Raw genomic sequence first — 26066 nt, 5'->3', positions numbered from 1 at the left:
CTTACGCCATTCCCTGGTTGCGCAGCGTTGTCTCGATCTCTCTAAGGATCCGCGCCAGCCGCTCGGCCCATTGCTGCTGGCCGCTCTCCTCAGTGATCAGGTCCTGGCGGATCTCGATGCCGGTGTTGACGAGGCCGCGCGCCTCGCCGTGGACGGGAATGGTGTAGTCGGTGATGTCGCTCACCGCGTAAGGTTGGTTGTCGCCGACGACGAGCGCGCTCTCGTCCCGCAAATGCTGCAGCATCAGCCGCGGCAGCACGGTGTCGCGCCGATAGAGCGTGCCGATGTGCCAGGGCCGCGGCTCGCCGTAATAGACCGGCGTGAAGCTGTGCAGCGCCACCAGCACCGTCGGTTTGCCAGCGTTGACGCGCGCATCGATCGCCGCGCCAATCCGGCGGTGATAGGGATCGAAGATCTCGCGCCGGCGCATCTCCTTGGCCGCGGCCGATAGATCCTCATTGCCGGGGATGGCGGTTGCCTCGGAGATCACCGGAATCGAGCTTGCGACACCGGGCGGGCGGTTGCAGTCGATCACCAGGCGCGAATAGCGCTGCGCGATCAGATGCGCATCGAGCATCGCGGCGAGCCGCTCGGCGACACCGGCGATGCCGATGTCCCAGCCGATGTGCCTGACGAGATCGCTGTCCGCGACGCCGAGATCGCCGAGTGCGCGCGGCAGCACCCGTCCGTAATGGTCCGCGGTGAGCAGGAACGGCGATGTCCCTGCCGCATTCACCTCATGTACGGGCGGAATGTCGCCCTCTCCGAGCAATTGATCTGCTACGTCGGCAATATCCAAAGCCATCCTGATTTGCCTATGGAATGACAAAGTGTGTAAACGGAGTAGCGGTATCGCACCGACGCCGCAACGTTGGAACAGCATGAGCTCGGATCGACTCTTCGTTTACGGCACCCTGATGCGCGGCTTCGACCACCCGATGGCGCGGCTGCTCGCGGGCCATGCCGAATTCCTCGGCGAGGCCACCTGCCGTGGCCGGCTCGTTCTGGTGAAGCACTATCCGGGATTGCTGCTCTCCGAGGCGCCGGCGGACATCGTTCATGGCGAGCTCTTTCACCTGCGCGTGCCGGACGAGCTCTTGCGCGAGCTCGACATGTACGAGGCCTGCGGCGAGGGCTTTCCCGAGCCGACGGAATATCTGCGGCAGATGATCGAGGTGACGTTGCCCGGCGGCACCACCGAGAAGGCCTGGACCTACGTCTACAATTGGCCGGTTACCGATCTGCCGCGCATCGAATCCGGGCGATTCCTGGAGCACTGACAGCGAATGCGGGTCTTCACCTCTCCCCGCTTGCGGGGAGAGGTCGGATTGCATCGAAGATGCGATCCGGGTGAGGGGGTACAGGTCTCTCGACGACCTCAAGTGTGGAGAGAGGCCCCTCACCCCAACCCTCTCCCCGTAAGAACGGGGCGAGGGAGCGCACCATTGTTGCCGCTTCAAGCCGACAGCACTTCCTTGACCACGCGCACGTCGACCTCGCGCTCGACATAGCTCCACTCCTCGGTCCGCCGCAGCATCGCCACCAGCTCCTCGAACAGCGAGGCGTGCGCGGGGGCGAATTCGAACCAGGTCAGGAAATCGAAGGGGCCGCCGAGGTCGCGGCAATGATAGAGCTGGCGTGCGATCGCGGGCAGAAAACGAAGACTGCTGGCGATGTGGTGCGACTTGTCCTCAAAAATCCTGCGGCGCTCTTCCTGGGTCAGGTCCCACCAGGCCTGCGACTTGCGGATCGGGATCAGCGCCGCGCTGGTTGCTTCCAGCCGGCCGAGGCCGGCCTGCACGGCGACGAGCTGCTGCTTCTCGGCCCGCTCGGTGTAGCGCAGGCTGCTCGCAACGCCGACCAGCCGCCAGGCATTGCGCGAGGGTACCAGCGGCAACGAGACGGCGTCGCTGTCGGTCACCGACAGCGCCGGCACAAAGGGCAGGGGCTCGCCCGTCACTGGCGAAATCGAGGTCACCCGCCAGCCCCCGCTGTGGCCGCCTCGAAAGGTCCTGAACATGGCGGTATGGAAGCGTGGAACTGGGCGCGGTTCAAGTGGCTCGTCATTCCGGGGCGCGCCCCTTGGCGCGAGCCCGGAATCCATTTCTCCGAGCGTCCCGGCGGCGCCATGGATTCTCAGGTGCGCAATTGCGCACCATAGCTCGATGCTTTCGCATCGCCCCGGAATGACGGGAGATGACGGAGGCCCTGTGCATAGGTCGAATAACCCGGATAAGCCCGACAAACCTGGCCTTTGGCCGCGCCGCACCTATATCCCTGATCCTTCGCCCGACTCACCCCGGTTCGCGCTACACAGAGCCCATGCGCTTCACGCCCCAGTTCCTCGACGAGCTTCGTGCCCGGCTTTCGGTCTCCGAGGTCGTGGGCAAGCGCGTCAAGCTGAAGAAGGCGGGGCGGGAGTGGAAGGGGCTGTCGCCGTTCCAGCAGGAGAAGACGCCGTCCTTCTACGTCAACGACCAGAAGGGTTTTTACCACGACTTCTCCTCGGGCAAGCACGGCGACATCATCAGCTTCGTGATGGAGACCGACGGCCTGCCGTTCGCTGAAGCCGTGGAGCGTCTCGCCAACATGGCGGGCCTGCCGCTGCCGGCGGTGACGCCCAACGCGGCGCGCGAAGAGCAGCGGCGGCGCTCGCTGCATGACGTGATGGATCTCGCGGCGAAATTCTTCGCCGAGACGCTGGCCTCGCGCGTGGGCGCGAAGGCGCGCGGCTATCTCGCCGATCGCGCCATCTCCCCGGCGACGCAATTGCAGTTCCGCCTCGGCTATGCGCCGGGCGAGAAATTCGCGCTGAAGGAGCATCTCGGCAAGCTCGGCGTCTCCGTCGAGGACATGGTCGAGACCGGGCTGCTCATCGGCGGCGAGGACATTCCCGTGCCTTACGACCGCTTCCGCGATCGCGTGATGTTTCCGATCACGGATCTGCGCGGCCGCGTCATCGCCTTCGGCGGGCGCGCGCTGGAGAAGGACGTTCCGGCAAAGTACCTGAATTCGCCGGAGACGCCGCTCTTCCACAAGGGCGACAATCTCTACAACCACCAGACCGCGCGCAAAGCCACCCATGACGGCAGCCCGCTGGTCGTGGTCGAAGGCTATGTCGACGTCATCGCCATGGTCACCGCCGGCTTTGCCGGCAGCGTCGCGCCGCTCGGCACCGCGCTCACCGAGAGCCAGCTTGCGCTGCTCTGGAAGATGGCGGACGAGCCGATCCTCTGCTTCGACGGCGACCGCGCCGGACAGAAGGCGGCGTATCGTGCTGCGGACCTTGCCTTGCCATTCCTCGCACCCGGCAAGAGTCTTCGCTTTGCGCTGCTGCCGGAAGGGCAGGACCCCGACGATCTCGTGCGCTCGGGCGGCCGTGGCGCGATCGAGGAGGTGATCGCCGCCGCCCGTCCGCTCGCCGACATGATCTGGTCGCGCGAGCTCGAGGGCGGCAATTTCGCCACGCCCGAGCGGCGCGCCGCGCTCGAGGCCCGCATCAAGGACCTCACCAACGGCATCCGCGACGAGGTGGTGCGGCGCTATTATCGCGACGACTTCGTCGAGCGGCTGCAGCGCACCTTCGCGCCCGAAGGCGGGCGCGGCTTTGGCGGCCGGGGCAATTTCCGCCCCGGTGGCGGCCGGCCGTTCCAGCCGCGGAGCGGGCCGAATCGATTCGGCGGACAAGGGTTCGGCGGCGGCCGTCGCGGCGCCCCGGGTCCGACCCTGCTGCCCTCCGGCCCCTACCAGGCGGCGAGTCCCCAGTTGGCGGCAAGCCCAATCATGCGGGGCCAGCGCAGCGCCATCTCCCGTCGCGAAGCCCTGATTCTGCAAAGCCTGATCAACCACCCCTGGCTGCTGCACGAGCATTTGGAGGAGGTCGCCGCCCTGGAGCTGGCCCATCCCGAGGCCCACAAGCTCCGGGCCGGCATCATCGCCGCCTTCGCCAACGACCATCACCACTCGCCGGACCCCGGCGAGCTGGCCGAAAAGATGCGCGGCGACCTCGAAAAGGGCGGATTTACTCAAACTCTTCAAAGGGTTGAGAATGTCATCACGACCCAGGCGGTGTGGGCCGCCCGCGAGGGCGCGGCCCGGGATGACGTTCTTGCCACCTGGCACCAGCTGGTTGCCTTGCATCGGCAATACCATTCACTACTTAGAGAGCTGAAAGACGCCGAGCTGGCCTTGGGGGAGGATCCCAGCGAGGCCAATTTGGCGTGGCTGCGAGACGTCAAGGCTCGGATAGGGGAAGTCGACGGTACCGAGGCCCTGATCGAGGGTTTTGGCGAGCTGTCGGGCCGGCTCCAGAAGAGCATGTGATGAAAGAATCATGCGGACGGCCGCGGCCGGAACCGCTAAAAGACTCGCCAAATCCATGATTTGGCGGCAAAAACAGGGTTAATCGAGGCTTAACGGTCTTGTAGCACTTTGGCCCGGAGGCGGCCGCAGGCATAACAGACGCGTCAGGAATGAATCCGCGCAATCGCTGTTGGCATTACACCTGCATCCGCCGCGACAAAGAGGCTGACGAAGCGTTAGGCAATTCCGGCGAGAGAAAGTTGGGGGTGGCGAGAGGTTTGTGCGCCGCCCTTTCCGTGTCGAGAGCTGCCGAAGCGAGAGCGTCGAGCAACAGGTTCATGTGAATTCACGCGAAGGCGCGGCGGGCGTCTCGCATGAAGCGCGTTTAGGAGCAATGGATGGCCACCAAGGCAAAGACGCTGCAGGCGAAGGACAAGGAAAAAGACGACAAGGCAGCGGATGCGCCGGAGAAGGATTCCCAGGACGCGCCCTCGCCCTTGCTCGACCTGTCCGACGCGGCCGTGAAGAAGATGATCAAGCAGGCCAAGAAGCGCGGCTTCGTGACCTTCGATCAGCTCAACGAAGTCTTGCCGTCCGACCAGACCTCGCCCGAACAGATCGAGGACATCATGTCGATGCTCTCGGACATGGGCATCAACGTCACCGAAGCCGACGATAGCGAAGGCGAGGAGGAGAAGGACGAGGGCGAGGACGAGACCGATAACGAGCTCGTCGAGGTCACCCAGAAGGCGGTCACCGAGGTCAAGAAGAGCGAGCCGGGCGAGCGCACCGACGATCCCGTGCGCATGTATCTGCGCGAGATGGGCACGGTCGAGCTGCTCTCCCGCGAAGGCGAAATCGCGATTGCGAAGCGCATCGAGGCCGGCCGCGAGGCGATGATCGCGGGCCTCTGCGAAAGCCCGCTGACCTTCCAGGCCATCATCATCTGGCGCGACGAGCTCAACGAGGGCAAGATCTTCCTCCGCGACATCATCGATCTCGAAGCGACCTATGCCGGCCCGGACGCCAAGGGCGGCATGAACACCGCGATGATCGCAGGTCCCAATGGCGAGGGCGGCGAAGCCGCTGCCGAAGGCGGCGAAGCCACCGCGTCTGCAGCCGCGCCCGCCCATGTCGCGCCGCCCGCGGCGCCGCCGTCACCGACCCCGTTCCGCGCCGCGCCTGCCGGCGGCGGTGCTGATGCCGGCGAGGAGAAGGATCCCGGCGAGGCTGCGGCCGAAGCCGACATGGACGACGACGAGTTCGAGAACCAGATGTCGCTCGCGGCGATCGAGGCCGAGCTCAAGCCGAAGGTGGTCGAGATATTCGATCGCATCGCCGACAGCTACAAGAAGCTGCGCAAGCTTCAGGAGCAGGACATCCAGAACCAGCTCCAGAACGAGTCGCTCTCGCCGCACCAGGAGCGCAAGTACAAGAAGCTGAAGGACGAGATCATCGTCGAGGTGAAGTCGCTGCGCCTCAACCAGGCCCGCATCGACAGCCTCGTCGAGCAGCTCTACGACATCAACAAGCGCCTCGTCTCGCACGAGGGCCGCCTGATGCGCCTTGCCGACAGCCACGGCGTCGCGCGCGAGGATTTTCTGCGCAACTACACCGGCTCGGAGCTCGACCCGCGCTGGCTCAACCGCGTCTCGAAGCTGTCGGCGAAGGGCTGGAAGAACTTCGTCCACCACGAGAAGGACCGCATCAAGGACCTCCGCCACGAGGTGCATCAGCTCGCCGCGCTGACCGGCCTCGAGATCGTCGAGTTCCGCAAGATCGTGCACTCCGTGCAGAAGGGCGAGCGCGAGGCCCGCCAGGCCAAGAAGGAGATGGTGGAAGCCAACCTCCGTCTCGTGATCTCGATCGCCAAGAAGTACACCAACCGCGGCCTGCAGTTCCTCGACCTGATCCAGGAAGGCAACATCGGCCTGATGAAGGCGGTCGACAAGTTCGAGTACCGCCGCGGCTACAAGTTCTCGACCTACGCCACGTGGTGGATCCGGCAGGCGATCACTCGCTCGATCGCCGACCAGGCCCGCACCATCCGCATTCCCGTGCACATGATCGAGACGATCAACAAGATCGTGCGCACGTCTCGCCAGATGCTCAACGAGATCGGCCGCGAGCCGACCCCGGAAGAGCTCGCCGAAAAGCTCGGCATGCCGCTGGAGAAGGTGCGCAAGGTCCTCAAGATCGCCAAGGAGCCGCTGTCGCTGGAGACGCCGGTCGGTGACGAAGAGGATTCACATCTCGGCGATTTCATCGAGGACAAGAACGCGATTCTCCCCATCGACGCCGCGATCCAGTCCAACCTGCGCGAGACCACCACGCGCGTGCTGGCCTCGCTCACCCCGCGCGAAGAACGCGTGCTGCGCATGCGCTTCGGCATCGGCATGAACACGGATCATACGCTGGAAGAAGTGGGGCAGCAGTTCTCGGTGACGAGAGAGCGTATCCGCCAGATCGAGGCGAAGGCGCTAAGGAAGCTGAAGCATCCGTCGAGGAGCAGGAAGCTGCGGAGCTTCTTGGATAATTGATGCGAATTTCGATCAGAACAAAAACGGCGGGCCAACAGCCCGCCGTTTTTCTTTGACCCGGCTCTCGCCACGTCATTGCGAGGAGCGCTTGCGACGAAGCAATCCAGGCTGCGCTTGTACTCACCAGGCGATTGCCCGACCCATGTCCGCTGCTATTCCAACAGCAACGAAAGAGCGGACGGCGCCCGACTTCCGAGATGGGCCAAAAGAGACCCTACTCCGGTGGCACACCAAATTTGATTTTACACCTCGAGTGATCGGCGATGGTCACGACAGAGATTTTGCTTTTTGATCTTGAACCGTCCTGCATACGCGTGCAAATTCTATGTGCGCGATTGAGCGGCCGCCAGCGCACAAGTAGCCGTCATACCAATGCAGCTCGCTGATGCCGACGCTATTTGCGATCGGCATATGGGGGTTTGTTGCGGGGATTCTCTGATGCGCAAGGAGAAGAACATGACGGCCAAGACCCTAATAAGCTCGTTGCTTCAATACAAAGCCGCCTCGAATGCGGAGTTGCTTCTCGCCTTGAACACCGTCGATGCTGAACCGCACACAACGGAATATCGGGCAGCACTGCGTGTTCTGAATCACGCCCACATGGTTGACCGAATATTTGCCGCAAATCTTCAAGGCGAACGTCACTCATACGCGGCGAATTGGAGCGCTGACACGCCCGTTCTTGCTCAACTCGCCCCCAGCATTCGACTAACGGACCAGTGGTACGTTGACTACATTTCGCGAGCGAGTTCTTCTGACCTCGAAGAACTGGTCGATTTCACCTTTACAGATGGGACGCAGGGGCGGATGTCCCGAGAGGAGATGCTTGCTCATGTGGTTACCCACTCCGGGTATCATCGAGGTGAGGTAGGTCGCCTTCTTCCGAAAATTGAAAGTACGGCGATGCGTGATGTGTTCGCTGGATATCTGCATAGGTCCGATCCCTCGCGTACCCAGCGTTGATTGCATCAGCCGATGCTAGATGGCAGTTCTGGGTCAAAATCGGCGGTCCAGATTGCTGCGATCAGCGTCCGCTCCACGCCCGACAGCCGACACCTCAACGGGCATTCTGCTTGGCCGCGACGGGCCACAAGCAGGCATGTTACTCGCCCCTATAGACAGACACCTCAATGCCCATCCCTGCCTCCCCCGCAGCCGCGACAACATCGGCGGGGATGGTTAGATATTTGGCCATGAGCGAGTCGGGAAAGACCATAGCCACGTCCACGCTCGGTCGCCCGATCTCGCCTTTCGCCAACAGACCCGGAATGACGGCGCCAATCGAACGGATAAGATCGAGTAAAGCAGCCCATTGATCTTCATGATCTCCGTTATCGATTTGGGCATACGCAAGACGAGATGACGGTTCATAACGATCGACTTGTAGCTTCAATGATGTGTCCAGATCGGAACGCGAGAGAGCTACGTTTGGTATGCGAATTACGACGGTCAGCGGCTGGGATAGCTTCATACATAACCTCCCGTTTTTCTCAAGGCGTCCGCCGAGGTTCATAAGCGGTGCTCAGCGGGCATCGCCATGTAAGTAGCCACCGACCGAGTGCGGACCTTCAAGACTGCCGAACTGCGCTCCCTATGATCGAAGGGGCAAACTTTTCAAATCCCAGGTAGGGCCGATCGGCTCGCGCGCTACTGGGCGTTCCACCAGCGTCGTACATTGGAGAACAGCCGTCCGAAAATGAACAGCCCAGCAGCAATGACGAGCACGGCTGTCACGAGAGCCGATACAAAGGTGATTGGGTCGCTCTCAAAGCTGACGGGTCTTGACCAGCCCATCCAACCAGGGCCGTAACCGCGCGAGTACAGTTCTCCTGTCGTGAATACGCGACATATCTGGGCTAGCCCAAGCCACGTCGCGAAGGCGAAGAAGGGCACGCCGACGGCGAATGTGGCTATTGCCTTACCGGTTTGCAGCAATTCCCGCATTCGAACTAGTCGGTTCCCCCACAATACGATGATCGCTCAAGCGGCGGCCTTCCACAATCATAGTTGCAGCAAGGAAACCGACAAACAACCTTTGAAGGTTCACGAAAAGCCGCGACATCGATAATGAACCGTTAAGGAAGCGATACCTCGACTGGCCGCTCGCCGCGAAAGTTTCGCTGCTATTCGAGGTCTGCATGGGTCAAAATGTGAGAACTCAAGTTTCAAAAATCAGGTCTGCTCTGCCGCCCATCCCCACAGACGCATCTCTGGATTGCTTCGCTGCGCTCGCAACGACGGGGACAGGGCCGAAGCCTACCTCTTCTTCGCCCCACCCTTTGAATCCGCTCGATCTCCAGCGCCGGTCTCGCGCTCTTTTCCGCGACTCGCGATCCTGCTCCCCAATGAAGTTTGAGCGCGGGCTCGTCGCCGTCGAGGCCGCCGCGTAATTCGGCGGGCCTAGGGCGGCCGCCCTTCCTTGTGCCTTCGTATCGGCAGCTTTCAGCCAAAGACGTTTATCTAGCTTTCCCTCGGACTATAATTCCGACGAGAAAGGCGCATTGATGCCTACCCACCTCACCGTCTACTACAACACCCGCTGCCCCGTCTGCGACGCCGGCATCGACTGGTAGCGCAACAAGCTGCTGGCGTTGGTGCGCGGTTGAGTTCAGGGACATCAACGAGCAGCCTGATGCGCTGGCGCACTTTGGCGCCTCGCTCGACGACATCAGGCGCCGCCTGCATGCGACCGATGAGGCCGGCCGGCTCGTCGTCGGCGCGGATGTCGCGATTGCGCTTTCGCGGCTGACGCCGGGGGAGGGGTGGCTTGCGGCGCTATCAGGCAATCGCGTTGCCGGTCACGCGGTTTGTCTATGACCGGTTTGCCGATCTGCTGTTTGCCTGGAACAGATGGAGCGGGCGCTGGTGAGCGCCTGCCTTAGCCCGCCTACTTCTTCTTCGCCCCCACCCGCTCGATCCGCTTGATCTCCAGCACCGGCTTGCCGCTCTTTTCCGCGATCTCGCGGTCCTGCTCCATAATGAAGGCGCGGGCGGGTTCGTCGCCGTCGAGGCCGCCGAGCAGCTCGGCTGGCACGCGGCGGTTGGAGCGTTGGGAATCGTCGGCGTAGACGACGTTGAAGAAGGCGAATTCGCCTTTGGGGTTGGTTCCGGGTTTCTTGGCCATGGCGGCTTGTCCTCGATCAGGACGCCGCAGTCAAATGACTTTCGGGGTCGTCGCCACGCCCTTCAATAAACGGCGGGCCGAAGCCCGCCGTTTATCTCTTCAGCGTCGCCCGGGGCTGGCAGGGCGACAACCTAAAATAGAAGGCTATAGAAGGCGCGCCGCGATGGCAAGGCAAATCGTGGTGGCGTCGATGTCGCAGCCGGCGTATCAGATATGCACCCCTGTGCGACGTGTGATGCAGCTCCGCATCGAAACGATTGTTTGGAGTTCCAAATCAATTTGTTCATGTCGCCCGCTCTCGCAATGCAGCGAGCGCGCGACGTTCCTCCCGAGAGTGCGTTTGTCTGCACGTCTTCCCCCTCGCGTGCAAACCGTGGCATCCCACGTTCAGACGCAGGGTCGGATCGTTCGTCTTTCAATGCGCGCGCGGGCGCTGCGTCACCTCCTGCACGGCAAGGCGCGACCCGTGTCCGCCGCCTTTGGCGCCAGGCTCTCTTCGTCCCTGCGCCGTGATCGCGCTGCCCATCGCGGCCGAGCCGAAGGTGATGAGGAAGGAAGCGAGCAACAACACGAGCGTAATACCGGGCGTGCGGTCCGCGAAGATCAACTCGCGCAGATGCCCGGGGTTGAGCCAGAGCAGGCCGCCGACCAAGAGCACGGCGGCGCAGGCGCCGATCGCAAGATTGATGGCGAGCAGGCGAAACAGCGGGATGCGCAGGAGTGGCATGTGTATTAGAAGCCGGAACATCGTGGCGAACATCGCGAGTTCGAGAGGTTCAGCGCTCTCCGTACACGCTGACCGAGCATGTGCCTTGTTATTCGTGTCGATTTGTGGCGAAATTGCCATTTTTAAGGATAGCATATGGCGGACGCGCCTACATCAGACGTCGATGCGACGCGACCTGAGCGACCGCTCACACGAGCCCTGCGTACTGCCGTAGCGGACCTGAAGGGAATAGCCGGTCTGCTGTTGGCCTTGGCGGGCATGATCGGTGCCTATGTTGGACTTAGAGATGCGATCCATCTTCCACCGCCTTGGCCCATTATAGGCTGCATCGTACCTGTCCCCATCTTCTTTCTCTTTTATGTGCTGCCAGCCTGGCGGGAGGCGGTGGCCAACCGGCAGCTACACGATCTGGGCGTGAGGGGCCGGTTGAGGGAGCCTGGCTACTTCCGGTTGACGCCTTACGAAGCTCACGAAACGGACAAATACGTCAGACCGGATAAGGCCGATATCCTGGTCGCCCGCTGGATCAAGGAGTCTGCAGCCTCGGTGCTGTATCTGTCGGGACAGTCCGGCACAGGTAAAAGCTCTCTTCTGAGTGCGTCGGTGCTGCCCGAGCTTTCACGCAATCAATGGCGGGTCTTCCCGGTGAGGCCGCATGACGACCCATTGGGCGCGATCAGTCGATCGATGTTCGGTGGAGATGAGGCACCATCCAAGTTTGACGTCGCATCGACGCTGGAGCGGATCGATATTGAGGTCGATCTCGCCGTCGCGCAGGGCGAACATGTTTTGATAGCGATCGACCAGTTCGAAGAAGTATTGATCCTTCTGCAGGAGGAGGAGGAACGCAGGCCGTTGATCGAATTGTTCCAGAATTTGATCGGCAAGCCGCGGCGCGGCCTGACTATCCTCCTGTCTCTCCGATCCGAATATCTCTCGGATCTGGAGAGTCTCTCGCTGCCGCCGCCGACGCTGGGTCGCAATTGCCTGGAGGTTCGTCCCTTCTCGCATGCCGATGCGCAGGACTTTCTGGAGCGGTCACAGATCGACGTCGGTACCAGCCTGATGAGCGAGATCTTTGCCGAGGCTTCGGAAATCGAGGACATGCCGGACCGTGTGCGTCCAGTGGTCCTGAACATGATAGGTCTTGTTCTGGCGTCGTTCAGAGGCGCGCTTCCAAAGGGCGTTTATCCGGGTCGACTGTTGTCGGGTTATGTGCATCGTGCGATGTCGGCCACAGACGTGCGCGCCCACTCCGCGAACATATTGCGCCCCCTCGTCACGAACGTGGGAACGAAGCGTTCGCTGCCTCTCGTCTCAATTGCGAGGGAAGCCAAAATCTCGACTGCGGTTGCGCGTGGCTGTTTGCTGCGGCTGGCGGATAGCGGTCTCGTCAGGGACATCGATCGAACGAGCGACCGCTGGGAAATCGCGCATGACTTTGTGGCGCGGCTGGTCCAGCCGATCGTCCAACACTGGACGAGGTCCTTTTGGGAGGTAGCAAGGGTGTGGGTCGCCCCGGCTGCGCTCACCCTTTGGATCATTGCGGTTTTGACCGGAGCCGTTTTCTATCCCAACTGGCAAGACGAACAGATCCGCAAGGAGCTCGATGCTGCCGGAATTGTTCCTGCGCCGTCCGATAAGAGCGGAGAAGTTGCGTTCCAATATAACGGCCAGGAAGCAGACGAAGATCAGCTGAAGCGGGCCACTCTGTTGCTGTCCAAGCTGCGGACACCCGTCGTGAAGCTCGATCTCAACAGCGCGAGTCAGCTGAAGAGTCTGAAGGGGGTCTCTTTTCCACCCACGCTTACGTCGCTAAGCCTGGGCGGGATGAGGAGCTTGGAAGGATTTCCCACCCTTCCCAATCTAAAGTTACTCGCGGTGAGTGGCTTCGCCTTGAAGAGCCTGTCGGGGCTGCCGGACCTTCCCGTTCTTGAGAGTCTGAATGTCCGATTTGGATCTTTGGAGGACCTGGTGAGCCTGCCTCCACTTCCCACCCTGCGACACCTTGCAATTTCGACCTATTCGGACAAGGCGACGCTGGTGGGAATGCCGCTGCTTCCCAGCCTGGAGAGCTTCGAGATCGACATCGACCTGCTGTCGAGCCTCAAGGGCATGCCGACGTTCCCGACCCTGCGTACGCTCTCGATCAAGGGCAACTCGCTTTCCACGCTATCGGACCTCCCGAAGCTGCCGGCGCTCGTTCGTCTTGAATATCGCCCCACTCGCACCGTCAACTTGGCTCGGTTGCCGATGTTTCCGGCCCTCAAGACCTTTGTCCTCGGCGAGCGGATTGGCGGATATTCGAACAATCAGCCGGTGGAGGTTTCACTTCACGGCATGCCGGCGCTACCCGCGCTCCAAACTCTCAGAATTCGAAACCTTCGAATGGAAAGTTTGGATGGAATTGCCGTATTGCCTGCTCTTAAGCGCCTGCAGCTGGCGGACCTTCGCGACCTCCAGAAATTGGATCTCCCTATCTATCCATCGCTCGAAAATCTCGAGATTTCGGGGATGCTAAAGCTCAAGAGTCTCAAGGGAATTGGATTGCAGCCCACGTTAAAGCGGATAGCCGTGGGCTCTACGTTCCCCGTTTCCGACAATGGACTTGAAACCCTGAGCGACATGCCTCTGCTGCCGGTCCTCGAAACGCTCGACCTGGCCGATGTTCCCCGGCTGACCACTCTGGCTGGTATGCCGAACTTTCCGGCGATCGAGCAATTGAGACTGTCCAATGTGCCTCTCAAGAGCTTTTCGGGCATGCCCGGGTTGACGACGTTGACGTCCCTGTTTGCCGTTAATCCGTCGATGGTAAATCGATGGAGAGTAACTGATCCGGGATTCGGCAGCATTGGAACGTTGGCTGATTTGCCGCCGCTTCCCAATTTGAAGGTTCTCACCGTGTCCGAAGACTTGGTCGAGAGCATCCCGGATCGCCTGAGGCCCGAGAAGATAGCGCTCTATGGCCAAGTGAAATCCCTGTATTCGCTTGCACGTTTCAAATCGACTTTGCGGGATTTGGAAGTGTATTCCGACGGGCCCGCAGACTGGAATTCCATCGCGGCACTCTCCAATTTGGAGAGGCTGAAAGTGTACTACAACAATAATTTCCGCGCGTTCAACGTCGTGCTCTCGATGCCCAACCTCAAGTCGCTGGTATTTGATGGTAGCGGCGAACTCGACCTCGAGCCTCTGGGCGGCTCAACAAAAGAAATGGAAATTGTCCTCGGGGAAGAGAACAGGAAGTCGATCAAACTTCCGTCGGCCCACCATCTCAAGGTCACGTGGCAGCGAGCGCGAAGATTCAGTCCGGCAGAAGACGACTGAGCTGGGCGCATGCAGTGGCGTGATCGGACTGACCCTGGCGGAGCTTCGCTCGGATTCCCGATCGCACGCGAGGGCCTCGCGCCGCCGGCGCAGCGCGCGCCGCCTGCTGCCGTTCCATCATGGTCTGCCACAGCGTCGCAATGCTCTCCTGCGTCTGCGGCGCGTCAGGCAGTGGCCCTCATTGTCGAAGCCGCAGAACCGCACGGAGGCGTCCTTGCCTCATGCTTTGACGGTCGCGGCGTTCCCGGGCATGATCCTTAGCACTGCTTCGCACTGGGATTCTCTAGGGGTTTGCTCCACATGCCGAGACTGCTTCTCGCCGCTGCGTTCGTCGTGTCTCTGGCCGGCGGATCGGCGCAGGCCGCCCGCTGCGGCGGCGACTTCAACGGCTTCATCGCCAGCATGGCGCAGGAGGCGCAGGCTGGCGGCGTCTCGGGAAGCGTGACCAATGCGGCGCTCAGCGGCGTGGCGCCCGACCCTGCGGTTCTCGCCTTCGACCGGCGCCAGCGTTACACCTTCAACAAGACCTTCGAGCAGTACGTCTCCACCCGCGTCGGCCCCGGCCGCATCAATGGCGGGCGCGCGCTGCTGCAGCGTCATGCCGCGCTGCTCTCGCGCATCGAGCAGCAGTTCGGCGTGCCCCGCTACATCCTCGTCGCGATCTGGGGCCTCGAGAGCGATTTCGGCAAGGGCGACACCGGCAAGCTGCCGGTGATCCGTACGCTGGCGACGCTCGCGCATGATTGCCGCCGCACCGATCTGTTCCAGGGCGAGCTGCTCGCCGCGCTCAAGATCGTGCAGCGCGGCGACCTGCCGCTGCGCGACCTCATCGGCGCCTATGCCGGCGAGATCGGCCAGACCCAGTTCCTGCCGTCGTCCTACATCAAGTACGGCGTCGATTTCGACGGCGACGGCCATGTCGACCTCCGCCACAGCATCCCCGACGTGCTCGCCTCGACCGCGAACCTCCTGAAAACGAGCGGCTTCAAGATGGGCCAGCCCTATGGCGAGGGCACGCCGAACTTCGAGGCGATGCGCGAGTGGAACCGCGCGGTGGTCTATCGCAAGACGATCGGCTATTTCGCCGACCGGCTGATGGGGCAGTGAGGGCGACACCCCGCCAGCCACACTCGTCATTGCGAGCGCAGCGAAGCAATCCAGAGTCTTTCCGCGGAGGCAGTCTGGATTGCTTCGTCGCTACGCTCCTCGCAATGACGGTGGAGAGACATTGCCTCCCCCAACTCACGTCCCCTTCGCCATCTTTTCCAGCTTCCGCTGCAACGGCGCCCAATACGTCCCAGGGCGGAAGCGCTGCAGCAGGTCCATGAAGCGGGCGTCGTTGCCGATCAGGATGCGCGGCTCGTTCCGCTCGATGCCCCGGATGATGCGCAGTGCGGCGTCCTTCGGCGAGGTCTTCGCCGCGTTCTCGAACCGCTCGATCGATTGCGCGCGGCGGGCATTGTCGGTGACGCCGACGCCGGTGCGGGCGTTGCGCGCGATCGCGGTGGCGACGCCGCCGGGATGCACGACCGACAGCTTCACGGGGCTGCCAGCGACGCTGAGCTCGTGCCGCAGGCTCTCCGAGAAGCCGCGAACCGCGAACTTCGCCGCGGCATAAGCCGATTGGCCCGGCGGGGCGATGATGCCGAAGATCGAGGAGAGATTGACGATGTGCGCCTCGCCCATCGTCTTCAGATGCGGCAGGAAAGCGCGCGTGCCGTGCACCACGCCCCAGAAATTGATGTCGAACAACCAATCCATCTGGGACTGGTCGATCTCCTCGAACGAGCCCATCAGCGCAACGCCGGCATTGTTGACGACGATGCCGAGGGCGGGATGCGCGGCGATGGCCTCGCTTGCGAATTGCGCGATGTCATCAGGCTCGCCGACGTCGACGCGATGCAGGCTGACCTTGCGCGTTGTTCCGATCTCTGCTCCGAGCGCCTTCAATCCGCCCTCGTCGCGATCGGCCAGCGCGAGGTCGCAGCCGCGTTGCGCGAGCTCGATCGCCAGTGCCCGGCCGATGCCGCTCGCGGCTCCCGCGATGGCGGCAGCGCCCCGAATCGTCGTCATGAATTTCCCCCGTCAAGCCCCTGATGATGGAACTATGCTTTACATTTTTTCAGAATGGAACCGAACCGTAGCGGGTCTCGGTTTTTAACATTCGTTATGGAGGCAATGCATTGGGAGCCGCCGATGGGACAAGCGACGCCATTTCGCGCGACAGCGCTGATCGTTGAAGACGACGCCATGCAGCGGGAGATGCTTTGCGTCCTGCTGGAGGAGAGCGGCTACCAGGTGATCCAGTGCGAGAGCGCCGAAGCCGCCGAGCGCGTCCTCGACAACAACGCCGGCGCGCTCTGCCTGATGCTGACCGACGTCCAGCTGGCCGGCCGCATGAACGGCGTCGAGCTCGCGCATGTCGCCAAGGACCGCAATCCGAAGCTCGACGTCGTGGTCACCTCGGGCCGCCCCTTGAAGCAGCCCTTGCCCGACGGCGCCAAGTTCTGGGCCAAGCCCTGGGCGCCGCTCGACGTGCTGCGCGAGGCCGAGATCGCTCAGCTGTCCTGACGCGCTCGCTTTCTCGCAGCGCGCTGCGGTGATAAGGTCGGACCATGACCTGGTCCTTCCTGCTCACCTCGCTCATCGTCGTCGCTTCGCCCGGCACCGGCGTGCTCTACACGCTGGCCGCGGCGCTGACCCGCGGTTCGCGCGCCAGCGTGGCGGCCGCCTTCGGCTGCACGCTCGGCATCGTGCCGCACATGGCGGCGGCGATGCTCGGCCTTGCCGCCGTGCTCCACACCAGCGCGCTCGCGTTCGCCGCACTGAAATGGTGCGGCGTCGCCTATCTGCTCTACATGTCCTGGCAGGCGCTGCGCGAGACCGGGGCGCTGGCGGTTGGCGGCGAGATCACGGAGCGCTCGAGCAGCCGGGTCATCGTCACCGGCTTCCTGATCAACATCCTCAATCCAAAGCTGTCGATCTTCTTCCTCGCCTTCCTGCCGCAATTCATCGCGGCGGACGAGGCCCATGTGCTGGCGCGCATGCTGGAATTGAGCGGCGCCTTCATGGCGATGACCTTCGCGGTGTTCGTCCTCTACGGCTTCTGCGCTGCCGCGGTGCGCGAGCGCGTCATCTCCCGCCCGGCCGTCATGGCCTGGCTGCGCCGCAGCTTTGCCGCCGGCTTCGCCGCACTCGGCGCCAAGCTGGCGTTGTCGGAGCGGTAGCACTTCCTTCACCTCTCCCCGCTTGCGGGGAGAGGTCGGATTGCATCGAAGATGCAATCCGGGTGAGGGGTACAGATATCTCGACGGCCGCGCGTGTGGATAGAAGCCCCTCACCCCACCCTCTCCCCGTAAGAACGGGGGAGAGGGAGCGAGAGAGTGGAGCGGGTCCAATCCAATAAAAAAGCGGGCCTTGCGCCCGCCAATTTCGATCGACCCGACGCCCGGGCGGAGCTGAGTCCACCCGGGCTAAGAAACAGAAGCCTCGTTACTTCTTCTTCGCCTTCTTGGCCTTTTTCGCCTTCTTCTTCGCCGCCTTCTTCGCTTTCTTAGCCATAGTATCCTCTCAAGGGTTAATGGTGGAACGCGACACGAGGGATGCTCGGCGGAGGGCCAGCCTCGCAACATCCTCGACGACAAACTCAGCAGATTCGGAGGCGGCTGCCCCGCGTCGTCACATCCGTGTCATCCTGTTATCCACAGCTCAGATGCATTTTCGGGTGATTTTTGGTCGCGAATCCGCCTCACGCGCCAGCACGGCCATCGGCGGCGACAGACTTAACGATCCGACAATGGCGCGTGTCGTTCATGAATCCAAAACCAAGGGCGCGTTTTCAGAGGTCGCAGTGAGACTCCATTAAGCGCAACCGTCGCATTGTCTTCCGCAAGAAAACGGGGATGGGTCATGGACGGACGGCTGCCGGGAACGGGGGGCGGGACGCGGCGCGTGCTGTATGCGCCATGCTGAACGTACCGACATTGTGGACGGTCTTCGTCGTCAACTTCCTGGCGCTCGGCGTGATCTGGGCCTACGTGACGCGTTCCTATCCGAATTTCGCGGCTGCGCGGTTCTGGATGGCATCGGCCTTCGTCGGTTCGGCCGGCGCGATGACCGCCTTGATCCGTCTGTTCGTCGCCTCTCCCCTGCCGCTGCTGCTCGGCGCTGGCGGCGTCATCGCTGCGAGCTGCCTCGCCGCCATGGGCATTCAGCGCTTCTACGATCGGCCGGTGTCGTGGCGCCTGATGACCGCGACGGGGTGCTTGAGCCTCGTCGGCGTCGTGGTCTTCATGGTCGGCTTCGAGCACATGCAGCTGCGCATGCTGAGCTACACGTTCGGACAGGCCCTGCCGCTGGTGCTGGCGCTGCGTCTGTTGTTGTCGCCGGAAGGCCGCGTCAGTCCGGGCGCCAAGCTGTCCGGCATCGTCATCCTCAGCATCATCGCGATTCTGCTCGTGCGCACCGTGGGCAATCTGCTCGGCTACGATCTCTCGGCGCGCGCCGGAGGCCAGGCCCATGCCATCATGGTGCTCGGGCTGCTGTTCCTGTCGATGACCCTCAATTTCGGCTTCCTGCTGATGGCGATGGACAGCTTGCGGGGCGAGGTCGCCGACCTCGCGCTGCTCGACGATCTCACCGGCGTCGCCAACCGGCGGCATCTGCTGCAGCGTCTGTCCGAGGAATGCGCACGGTCGGAGCGCAGCGGCGAGCCGTTCTCGCTGCTGGTGATCGATCTCGACGGCTTCAAGACCATCAACGACACCCATGGCCATGCCGCCGGCGATGCCTGCCTCAAGCACTTCACCCTGATGGCGCAGACCCGCCTGCGGCCCGGCGACATGCTCGCCCGCACCGGCGGCGACGAGTTCTGCGTCGTGCTGCCGTCCTCGTCCCTGCGCGAGGCTGCCGCGATCGCCCGCCGCGTGCTCGAGGTCTGCCGTCAGGACGCCGCCAGCTGCAGCGGCCGCGACATTCCGATCGCGATCTCGATCGGGGTTGCGGAGTGGGATCGCGGCATCGGCGCATTTCCCGACCGGCTGATGGCCAATGCCGACCACGCCCTCTATGCCGCCAAGAAGAACGGCAAGAACGATTTTGCGGTCTATGACCCCGCCCCGCCGCTGGCGCCCGAGGCTGTCGGGACGGTGCGGACATTCGCGTAAAGCCTGTTAGGCTCGGCGTCGCATGGGGCCCTGCATGATGATGTTTCGCCTGCTCGCGGCTGTCCTCGCCGCTCTCGTTCCGATCGTCCCCGCCGCTGCTGCGGATGCCGAGCTCGCCAGGCTCGCGCGCGCCTCCGGCACGCCCGATATCCCCGGCCTGAAGATCGTCTGGCTGGCGCCGTGGGGCGAGGTCGGCAACGCAAGACCCTGGCGCAACATCATCGTGCACCAGACCGAGGGACCGGCCGGCTCCGCCCGCGGCGGCGCGCAGGCGCAGGCGAGGAACCCGACGCGGCGCGGCGTTGCGGTCTGGGTCGAGACCGACGGCACGGTCTATTGGGCGGTCGCCGAGAACCTCGTGCCGACCCACGGCGACGGTGCCAACCGCAATGACAACAAGTACATCGACAACCGGCCGACCTACCGCCAGGTGGTGCGCGACAATTCGATCGGCGTCGAGTTCGCCGGCAATTATCCTGATGTGACGGCGGGGCCGACCGAGGCGCAGGTCGCGGCGTGGAAGATCCTCGTTCGGGTGCTGCGCGCGCGCTACGACATCCCGCCCGAGCGCGTCTATGCGCACAACTGGATCGACTACAAGGACGCCCGCTATTGCGAAGGCTGCATCCTCGCGACGATGGCACGGGAATGGGGCGAGTAGGCGGTGTGCCCGCACACCCCGCTATCGGGTGCAGCTCCCATCACAGCAACAAAAAAGCCGGCGTTGCCGCCGGCTTTCTGTCTCTTTCGATCCGCCAATCTCTGGCGCTGAACCCCCGCGCTTAATGCGCGGCTTCCAGCGCGGCCTGTTCGGCCTTTGCGATCGTGCCCTTGACCGCGGACTGCACCTTCTCGAAGGCGCGAACCTCGATCTGGCGGACGCGCTCGCGCGACACGCCGAACTCGGCAGCAAGGTCTTCCAGCGTCATCGGCTCATCGGCGAGGCGGCGGGCCTCGAAGATGCGGCGTTCGCGCGGGTTGAGCACGCCCATGGCGCCGTTCAGCGCGTCACGGCGGTGATCATATTCCTCGTGCTCCGCCATCATGGCTTCCTGGTTGGGCGTGTTGTCGACCAGCCAGTCCTGCCATTCGCCGGCTTCGCCGTCGTCGCGGATCGGTGCGTTGAGCGACGCGTCGCCGCCGAGGCGGCGGTTCATGTCGATCACGTCCTGATCGGTGACGCCGAGGCGCTTGGCGATCACCTTGACCTGGTCGGGGCGGAGATCGCCTTCGTCCAGTGCGTTGATCTTGCTCTTCGCCTTGCGCAGGTTGAAGAACAGCTTCTTCTGGTTCGCGGTGGTGCCCATCTTCACGAGCGACCACGAACGCAGGATGTACTCTTGAATCGACGCCTTGATCCACCACATGGCGTAGGTGGCGAGACGGAATCCCTTCTCGGGTTCGAAACGCTTCACCGCCTGCATCAGGCCGACATTGCCTTCCGAGACGACCTCGGAGATCGGCAGGCCGTAGCCGCGATAGCCCATGGCGATCTTGGCCACGAGGCGGAGATGGCTGGTGACGAGTTGGTGCGCCGCGTCGCGATCGTCATGCTCGCGCCAACGCTTGGCGAGCATGTACTCCTCCTGCGGTTCCAGCATCGGGAACTTGCGGATCTCGGCGAGGTAGCGGGAAAGGCCGGATTCTCCATTGAGGACCGGCAAAGCAGCGGTACGGGCCATAGTGCGCCCTCCAAAAGGTTCAGGCCCCCGATAGCGGCGGGCCAGGCAGACGACCGCTGTGTTAAAGCCGGCCGTAGCTGCGATGTTCCGCGTTGGTGATTTCAACGCAGGCGCAATATACCCCATCGGGGGTCAAAAAGGGAAGGATTGCTGACGTCACGTCCCCGTGTGGCAGCTATAACTTTTTGTAATGTAAAGGCTTTCTGAAGCGACCTGCGTCATAGCGCCGCTTTGAGGGTGCGTTCGAGGAGAAGCAAATCCTCCGGCAAAGGCGCCTCCCAGTGCAGTAATTCTCCCGTCCTTGGGTGCTCCAATACCAGCAGGTAAGCGTGTAAGGCCTGCCGCCCCAGCGCCGCCAAAGCTGTCCGCGACTCGGGGCCGAGCTGGTTGGCCTTGGTCTTGAAATGCGGGCCATAGACGGCATCGCCCATCAGCGGGTGGCCGATATGGGCGAGATGGACGCGGATCTGGTGGGTGCGGCCGGTCTCGAGCTCGCAGGCGAGCAGGGCGGCGACGCCCTTGCCGTCGCGCCCATGAAAGGTCTCCAGGATTTCCCAATGCGTCACCGCCTCGCGGCCGCCCTGGCGCACTGCCATCTTCTCCCGCGCATGCGGATGCCGGTCGATCGGCGCATCGACGGTGCCGCGGTGGCGGTTCGGCACCCCCCAGGCAAACGCCATGTAGCCGCGCCGCATCGCGCCGGTGCGGCCGTGGTCGGCGAACTGGGCCGACAGCGAGGCATGGGCGAGGTCGTTCTTGGCGACGACCATCAGCCCCGTCGTGTCCTTGTCCAGCCGGTGCACGATGCCGGGCCGGCGCACCCCGCCGATGCCCGACAGCGAGGCGCCGCAATGGGCGATCAGCGCGTTCACCAAGGTGCCGGTCTCGTGGCCGGCCGCGGGGTGGACCACCAGGCCTTTGGGCTTGTTGATGACGATGATGTCGTCGTCCTCGAACACGATATCGAGGGCGATATCCTCCCCCTTGGGCTCGGCGGGCGCGGCCTCCGGCACGTCGATTATGATCGTATCGCCGGATGCGACGTGATAAGCGGGGTCGCGGACCGCGGAGGCCTTCAGGCGCACTGCGCCCGCCAGGATCAGGGCTTTCAGCCTCGATCGCGACAGCTCCGGCAGGCGCGCCGCCAGCACGCGGTCGAGCCGGGGCGAGCCCTCGGAGCCGGCGACGACAACCTCCAACCTTTGCGCTGACCCAGAGCTTTCCATGACGACGTCTGATACCGCTGTTCCCGAACCGACCCCCGAGCAGGCCGTGCTGTTCGCGCGGGTGCGGCGGATGATGCTGATAGCGGGGTTGACCACGGCGCTTGCGATCTGCGCCGTGCTGATCGCGGTGGGCTACCGCCTTTTCAAGTCCGAGGGAAGGGCGGCCGAGCCGGCGGGCGATGTCACCGCAACCCTGCCCAAGGGCGCCAAAATCGTCTCGACCGGGGTCGCCGGCGACCGCCTCGTGGTCACGCTGGATCTCGGCGGAATCATCGAGATCCGCACCTTCGACGCCCGCACATTGAAGCCGGCCGGACGGCTGAAATTCGCCAATGAGCCGTAAAAGGCCCGCCGGGGTCCTTGCGGCGGACAAATTTCGAGGCTATTGGCTAGCCCTCACGCTCCCTTCGTCTAGCGGTTAGGACGCGGCCCTCTCAAGGCTGAAACAGGGGTTCGATTCCCCTAGGGAGCGCCATATTCACGATATCCCAGCGCAAAACTCAAAATGAGCCATATCGCGACGTTGCTTCTGCGCCGCGCGATGGTTGCATGAGCGCATGAGTCCGGCTCCCCTTACCGCCTGTTCGGGCGGGGGATCGCGAGAGGAGCCTTGGCCATACCCTGGCCGCAAGTTCAGTGATGCGCCGAAACGCTCCTGACGGTCTCGGTCAGCATATCACCGGACGCGGAATGGCTGACGTCACCCAGGCTGATGATGCCGACCATCCGCTTGCTCTTGTTGATCACCGGCAGCCTGCGGACCTGCAGCTTCTCCATGTGATGCATCGCCTTGGCGAGGTCATCGTCCTCGCGGCAGCAATGGATGCCTTCGGTCATCACGTCACGTGCCTTCGCGCGGCCGGCATCGAAGCTGTGGCTCGCGAGTCCTTTGCAGACGATGTCGCGGTCGGTCACCATTCCGACCAGCTTGTCGTCCTCGCCGATCGGAATGCAGCCGATGTCATGCGCCCGCATCAGTTTGGCTATCTCGGTGATTGGCGTATCGGGGCTGACCCAGTCGACACCCTTGTGCATCACGTCTTTGACTTTCATGGCGAGCCTCCGTTCGTGGGTTTCAAGTGCGTTGATGCAATCAATGCAGCGGCACCCCCAATCTTCCGAACTCCGACCAGGCAAGCGCAGAAACTCTCGCCGCCACCTGCTGATCAGTATGACGGCGACCTCGCGGCCAGAGTTCCCGCCCAGGATCGCAACGGCAATGGGCGGTCTCCAAAAAATCCTCAGTCATGCGCGCTGAAGCGCCCATGCGGTGCGTTGGCCATCAGGCGCGCAAACTGCGCGTGACCCATATGGAGCAGCGTCTCATGATCGCCGGCTTCCATATAGATGTCCGGCTGTGCCTCGATGCTGTCGTCGACGATCGTTTCCAATCCGTAGCATTTGCCGACGGCGGGAACCGCACCGTGTGCACAGTCGCTGAACAGCCGATTGACCTCGGTTTCATTGGCCATGTGGACATTGTCGCCGAGGCTTGTCCTCAGGTCCGCCAGACGGAGATGATGCGAAGCGGGCAAGATCGCCAGCATGTATCCGCCGTCGCGCCGCAACACGATGCCCTTGGCGAGGCGGTCGCCCGGGATATGGCATGCCTCGGCCGTTCGAGCGGACGTCATGCTGAGTTCGTGCGGGATCACCTCGTACTGGATGTTCTCAGCGGCGAGGTATTTCTGGAGCGTGGGAGCAATGGCCATGGCATCACCTCCGATGCGGAATGCAAACCATCCACCGTGAGGTCGACCCTGCAGACTCTCGCCATACGATGGGCGGCTGCCTGACTAGAGACCCAACATAGGTCTTCCATCCGCAAGCTGCAATTCATCATGGTTGACCAACTTCATGGCGAGATGGTCAGCCAATCGTACGGTCCAGCGGTGGAGAGTATGGTGATGCCGCACTGCGCCTCCTCCTTCGAACCGGCGCCGGCTGCGCTCCGTTTGGTGACATCAGGCATCGTCGAAGTTATATAATAATTTCAATGACATAAGCGTTTGCGATGTTGTTCTGAAAAGCGCGCCATCCAAATCCTAAGCCATTGAAAACCCGCACACTCTAGGCAACCATGTGAGCCTGGAGAGACCGCCTTGTTGCACGTAGCTCACAAGGTGGTCCGCTAATGGTGCTCGCGGTCGTGACATGGCAATCCTGATCCCGAGTCTCGGCTTCGCGCGCTTCGATAGCCGTGGGGAGCTACGACTGGCGGAACGACTGAAGGACTTCCTCGAAGAGAACGCCGTCGTTTGGCACAACCTGCCTGTCGGGCCTCGCAACCGGCATCCGGATTTCATCATCATTCATCCCGCGAACGGCCTGCTCGTGCTCGAGGTGAAGGACTGGCGCCTGGAGACGATCGTCTCAGCGGACAAGACGAAGGTCGAGCTGCTGACAAGTCGTGGTGAGGTGCGGGAAAGCAATCCGCTGGAGCAGGCTCGCAAATATACGTTCGAGGTCGTGCGCACGCTGGAGCGCGACGGGCAATTGTTGTTTCCGCGGGGGCATCGCCTCGCGGGCCGGTCCATCGTTCCGTTCGGCTTCGGGGCCGTGTTCACCAACATCACGCGCAAGCAGTTCGACCAGACCGATCTCAAGGAGGTGTTCTGCGAGCATCTCTGCCTGTTCAAGGACGAGATGACCGAGGGCGCGGACCCCGAGGAATTCCGGTCGAGATTATGGCGCATGGTTCATCCGCGTCTCGAAGGGCCGCTGTCCATGCCGCAATTCGACCGCCTGCGCGCGCTGCTGTTTCCGGAGATTCGCATACGGCAGATTGCCCTGCCTTTGGACGATGCGCCTCGCGCCGATTCTTCGGATCGCACGCTTGCGGTCATGGACCTGCATCAGGAGCAGTTCGCGCGCAGCCTGGGCGAGGGGCATCGCATCATTCGCGGCGTCGCCGGATCGGGCAAGACCCTGATCCTCGCCTTTCGCGCCGAGTATCTGGCGCGTGCGGCGGCAAAGCCGGTGCTCATCCTGTGCTACGCCAACGGCATTGCCGGCCGGCTCGAGGATGCCATGCAGAGCAGGGGCGTCGAGGACCGCGTTCAGGTTCTCACCTTCCACTCGTGGTGCTACCGGATGCTGCGGACTTACGGGATTCCCGCCCCATCCGAGCGAGATTATCCAGACTACGCAGAGCGCCTGGCTGCGAGCGTTTCAGAGGTCGTGAAGGCGGTCGATCAAGGCCATATCCCGGCAGAGCAGTACGACGCCGTCCTGATCGACGAGGCACACGACTTCGAGCCGCAATGGCTCGCGCTTGCGGCCAAGATGGTGAACCCGCGCACCAAGGCGCTGATGGTCGTCTACGACGATATCCAGGCCATCTATAAGGGGCGTGAGCGCCCGGTGTGGAGCCAGCTCGGCATTGAAGCCAAGGGCAGAACGACCGTGCTGAAGGTCAACTATCGCAACACCGCCCAAATCGTTGCCTTCGCAAGACGGTTCGCCGCGGACGTCATCGGCGCTCCCGGCATCACGGCCGACGACGAGCACGCCATCCTGCTGCCGGAAGATGCGGGCCGGCAGGGATTGGAGCCGGACGTGCGGCGGTGCGTGAGCATCGACGCAGAAGCTCACTGCGTCGCCGAGTGGTTTCTCGACCGCAAAAAAGCCGGCTACGAGTGGTCGCAGATGGCGTGTCTCTACCCGGAGCACTGGATCGGCGGGCGGGTCGCGCAGATTCTCGCCAGGCATGGCGTGCCGATCGACATGGCCAAGGACAATCGCAACAGGGTTTCGGTCAAGCGGGTGGCCGTGCGGTTCTTGAGCATGCACAGCGCGAAAGGGCTGGAGTTTCCCTGCGTCGCCATTGCCGGCTTGGGCCTGCTCGGCCGCCACGGCGAGACCGTCGAGGAATGTGTCCGCCTGACCTATGTCGGGGTCACCCGGGCAACTCACGAGGCGCTCCTGACGTATTCGAGCGAGTCGGCATTGGTGCAGCGCCTGATCGCTTAGA

22 protein-coding genes, 1 tRNA gene and 1 pseudogene are annotated in these 26066 nt (G+C 62.9%); 14 read left to right on the top strand and 10 right to left on the bottom strand.

Features of this window, described 5'->3' with window-relative positions; all coding sequences use genetic code 11:
- Nucleotide 1: 1 nt before the first annotated feature.
- Nucleotides 2-805: an N-formylglutamate amidohydrolase gene (locus ACNJYA_RS34075; RefSeq protein ID WP_439401526.1), complete on the bottom strand. Its 804-nt coding sequence runs from the start codon at nucleotides 803-805 to the stop codon at nucleotides 2-4.
- A gap of 76 nt (nucleotides 806-881) precedes the next feature.
- Here ACNJYA_RS34075 and ACNJYA_RS34070 point away from each other — a divergent pair, with 76 nt between their 5' ends.
- On the top strand, nucleotides 882-1280 hold the full coding sequence (locus ACNJYA_RS34070; RefSeq protein ID WP_439364607.1) for a gamma-glutamylcyclotransferase family protein: 399 nt from the start codon (nucleotides 882-884) through the stop codon (nucleotides 1278-1280).
- Between the two features lie 176 nt (nucleotides 1281-1456).
- Here ACNJYA_RS34070 and ACNJYA_RS34065 read toward each other — a convergent pair whose 3' ends face one another.
- Nucleotides 1457-2020: a chlorite dismutase family protein gene (locus tag ACNJYA_RS34065; protein WP_172789010.1), complete on the bottom strand. Its 564-nt coding sequence runs from the start codon at nucleotides 2018-2020 to the stop codon at nucleotides 1457-1459.
- A gap of 302 nt (nucleotides 2021-2322) precedes the next feature.
- Between ACNJYA_RS34065 and dnaG the strand changes: the two genes are divergently transcribed.
- The 3 genes from dnaG (at nucleotide 2323) to ACNJYA_RS34050 (ending at nucleotide 7805) form a co-directional block, all read left to right on the top strand.
- On the top strand, nucleotides 2323-4323 hold the full coding sequence (gene dnaG / locus ACNJYA_RS34060) for a DNA primase (protein WP_439401525.1): 2001 nt from the start codon (nucleotides 2323-2325) through the stop codon (nucleotides 4321-4323).
- 377 nt (nucleotides 4324-4700) lie between these two features.
- Entirely contained in the window at nucleotides 4701-6842 is a 2142-nt protein-coding gene (gene rpoD / locus ACNJYA_RS34055) for an RNA polymerase sigma factor RpoD (protein ID WP_439401524.1), read from the top strand.
- A 456-nt stretch (nucleotides 6843-7298) separates the two neighbouring features.
- On the top strand, nucleotides 7299-7805 hold the full coding sequence (locus ACNJYA_RS34050; protein ID WP_439401523.1) for a DinB family protein: 507 nt from the start codon (nucleotides 7299-7301) through the stop codon (nucleotides 7803-7805).
- A 139-nt stretch (nucleotides 7806-7944) separates the two neighbouring features.
- On the opposite strand, the gene ACNJYA_RS34045 is transcribed toward ACNJYA_RS34050, so the two are convergent.
- Nucleotides 7945-8313: a hypothetical protein gene (locus ACNJYA_RS34045; protein WP_212259912.1), complete on the bottom strand. Its 369-nt coding sequence runs from the start codon at nucleotides 8311-8313 to the stop codon at nucleotides 7945-7947.
- 1033 nt (nucleotides 8314-9346) lie between these two features.
- On the opposite strand from ACNJYA_RS34045, the pseudogene ACNJYA_RS34040 reads away from it, so the two are divergent.
- Nucleotides 9347-9711: pseudogene (locus ACNJYA_RS34040) on the top strand (thiol-disulfide oxidoreductase DCC family protein).
- An 18-nt stretch (nucleotides 9712-9729) separates the two neighbouring features.
- On the opposite strand, the gene ACNJYA_RS34035 reads toward ACNJYA_RS34040, so the two are convergent.
- Both ACNJYA_RS34035 and ACNJYA_RS34030 read right to left on the bottom strand, forming a co-directional pair.
- Nucleotides 9730-9966 carry a hypothetical protein gene (locus tag ACNJYA_RS34035; RefSeq protein ID WP_212259907.1) on the bottom strand — a complete coding sequence of 79 codons (237 nt, stop codon included), beginning with the start codon at nucleotides 9964-9966 and terminating at the stop codon, nucleotides 9730-9732.
- Between the two features lie 415 nt (nucleotides 9967-10381).
- Nucleotides 10382-10726 (bottom strand): hypothetical protein, encoded by a 345-nt coding sequence (locus tag ACNJYA_RS34030; protein ID WP_439364602.1) that lies wholly within the window; start codon nucleotides 10724-10726, stop codon nucleotides 10382-10384.
- Between the two features lie 102 nt (nucleotides 10727-10828).
- Here ACNJYA_RS34030 and ACNJYA_RS34025 point away from each other — a divergent pair, with 102 nt between their 5' ends.
- Together ACNJYA_RS34025 and ACNJYA_RS34020 are read left to right on the top strand one after the other, a co-directional pair.
- Nucleotides 10829-14020 (top strand): nSTAND1 domain-containing NTPase, encoded by a 3192-nt coding sequence (locus ACNJYA_RS34025; protein ID WP_439401522.1) that lies wholly within the window; start codon nucleotides 10829-10831, stop codon nucleotides 14018-14020.
- Nucleotides 14021-14320: 300 nt separating this feature from the next.
- Entirely contained in the window at nucleotides 14321-15127 is an 807-nt protein-coding gene (locus ACNJYA_RS34020) for a lytic murein transglycosylase (RefSeq protein ID WP_439364599.1), read from the top strand.
- 135 nt (nucleotides 15128-15262) lie between these two features.
- Here ACNJYA_RS34020 and ACNJYA_RS34015 read toward each other — a convergent pair whose 3' ends face one another.
- On the bottom strand, nucleotides 15263-16093 hold the full coding sequence (locus tag ACNJYA_RS34015; RefSeq protein ID WP_439401521.1) for an SDR family NAD(P)-dependent oxidoreductase: 831 nt from the start codon (nucleotides 16091-16093) through the stop codon (nucleotides 15263-15265).
- A 123-nt stretch (nucleotides 16094-16216) separates the two neighbouring features.
- On the opposite strand from ACNJYA_RS34015, the gene ACNJYA_RS34010 reads away from it, so the two are divergent.
- The 4 genes from ACNJYA_RS34010 to ACNJYA_RS33995 all read left to right on the top strand — a co-directional run bounded on the left by ACNJYA_RS34010 (nucleotide 16217) and on the right by ACNJYA_RS33995 (nucleotide 19846).
- Nucleotides 16217-16591 (top strand): response regulator, encoded by a 375-nt coding sequence (locus tag ACNJYA_RS34010; protein ID WP_172789018.1) that lies wholly within the window; start codon nucleotides 16217-16219, stop codon nucleotides 16589-16591.
- A 44-nt stretch (nucleotides 16592-16635) separates the two neighbouring features.
- The gene (locus tag ACNJYA_RS34005) at nucleotides 16636-17247 is read left to right on the top strand and encodes a LysE family translocator (protein WP_212259901.1); all 612 of its coding nucleotides are present in this window, start codon (nucleotides 16636-16638) and stop codon (nucleotides 17245-17247) included.
- Between the two features lie 738 nt (nucleotides 17248-17985).
- The gene (locus ACNJYA_RS34000; RefSeq protein ID WP_439401520.1) at nucleotides 17986-19185 is read left to right on the top strand and encodes a GGDEF domain-containing protein; all 1200 of its coding nucleotides are present in this window, start codon (nucleotides 17986-17988) and stop codon (nucleotides 19183-19185) included.
- 34 nt (nucleotides 19186-19219) lie between these two features.
- Nucleotides 19220-19846 carry a peptidoglycan recognition protein family protein gene (locus ACNJYA_RS33995; protein ID WP_439401519.1) on the top strand — a complete coding sequence of 209 codons (627 nt, stop codon included), beginning with the start codon at nucleotides 19220-19222 and terminating at the stop codon, nucleotides 19844-19846.
- A 121-nt stretch (nucleotides 19847-19967) separates the two neighbouring features.
- Here the strand turns inward: ACNJYA_RS33995 and rpoH are convergent, their stop codons facing one another.
- Both rpoH and ACNJYA_RS33985 read right to left on the bottom strand, forming a co-directional pair.
- Nucleotides 19968-20867, bottom strand: a complete 900-nt coding sequence (rpoH, locus tag ACNJYA_RS33990) for an RNA polymerase sigma factor RpoH (protein ID WP_172789022.1) — start codon at nucleotides 20865-20867, stop codon at nucleotides 19968-19970.
- A 218-nt stretch (nucleotides 20868-21085) separates the two neighbouring features.
- Complete coding sequence (locus ACNJYA_RS33985; protein WP_439401518.1) at nucleotides 21086-22093, bottom strand: RluA family pseudouridine synthase; 1008 nt, start codon at nucleotides 22091-22093, stop codon at nucleotides 21086-21088.
- Here ACNJYA_RS33985 and ACNJYA_RS33980 point away from each other — a divergent pair.
- Together ACNJYA_RS33980 and ACNJYA_RS33975 are read left to right on the top strand one after the other, a co-directional pair.
- Complete coding sequence (locus ACNJYA_RS33980; protein WP_172789024.1) at nucleotides 22092-22436, top strand: hypothetical protein; 345 nt, start codon at nucleotides 22092-22094, stop codon at nucleotides 22434-22436. The two genes, ACNJYA_RS33985 and ACNJYA_RS33980, sit on opposite strands and share 2 nt — an antisense overlap.
- Nucleotides 22437-22493: 57 nt before the next feature.
- Nucleotides 22494-22568: transfer RNA gene (locus ACNJYA_RS33975), tRNA-Glu, on the top strand.
- 158 nt (nucleotides 22569-22726) lie between these two features.
- Here the strand turns inward: ACNJYA_RS33975 and ACNJYA_RS33970 are convergent.
- Complete coding sequence (locus ACNJYA_RS33970; protein ID WP_212259892.1) at nucleotides 22727-23146, bottom strand: CBS domain-containing protein; 420 nt, start codon at nucleotides 23144-23146, stop codon at nucleotides 22727-22729.
- 188 nt (nucleotides 23147-23334) lie between these two features.
- Nucleotides 23335-23805, bottom strand: coding sequence for an aminoacyl-tRNA deacylase (locus ACNJYA_RS33965; RefSeq protein WP_172789025.1), 471 nt, complete (start codon nucleotides 23803-23805; stop codon nucleotides 23335-23337).
- Between the two features lie 442 nt (nucleotides 23806-24247).
- Between ACNJYA_RS33965 and ACNJYA_RS33960 the strand changes: the two genes are divergently transcribed.
- A complete protein-coding gene (locus ACNJYA_RS33960; protein ID WP_439401517.1) occupies nucleotides 24248-26065 on the top strand; it encodes a DEAD/DEAH box helicase in 1818 nt (605 codons plus the stop codon).
- Nucleotide 26066 lies beyond the last annotated feature (1 nt).

Source organism: Bradyrhizobium sp. BLXBL-01, assembly GCF_051853025.1.
Classification (GTDB): Bacteria; Pseudomonadota; Alphaproteobacteria; order Rhizobiales; family Xanthobacteraceae; genus Bradyrhizobium.
The sequence above is the reverse complement of the archived record's forward strand: the minus strand, read 5'-3'. Positions and strand labels throughout refer to the sequence as shown.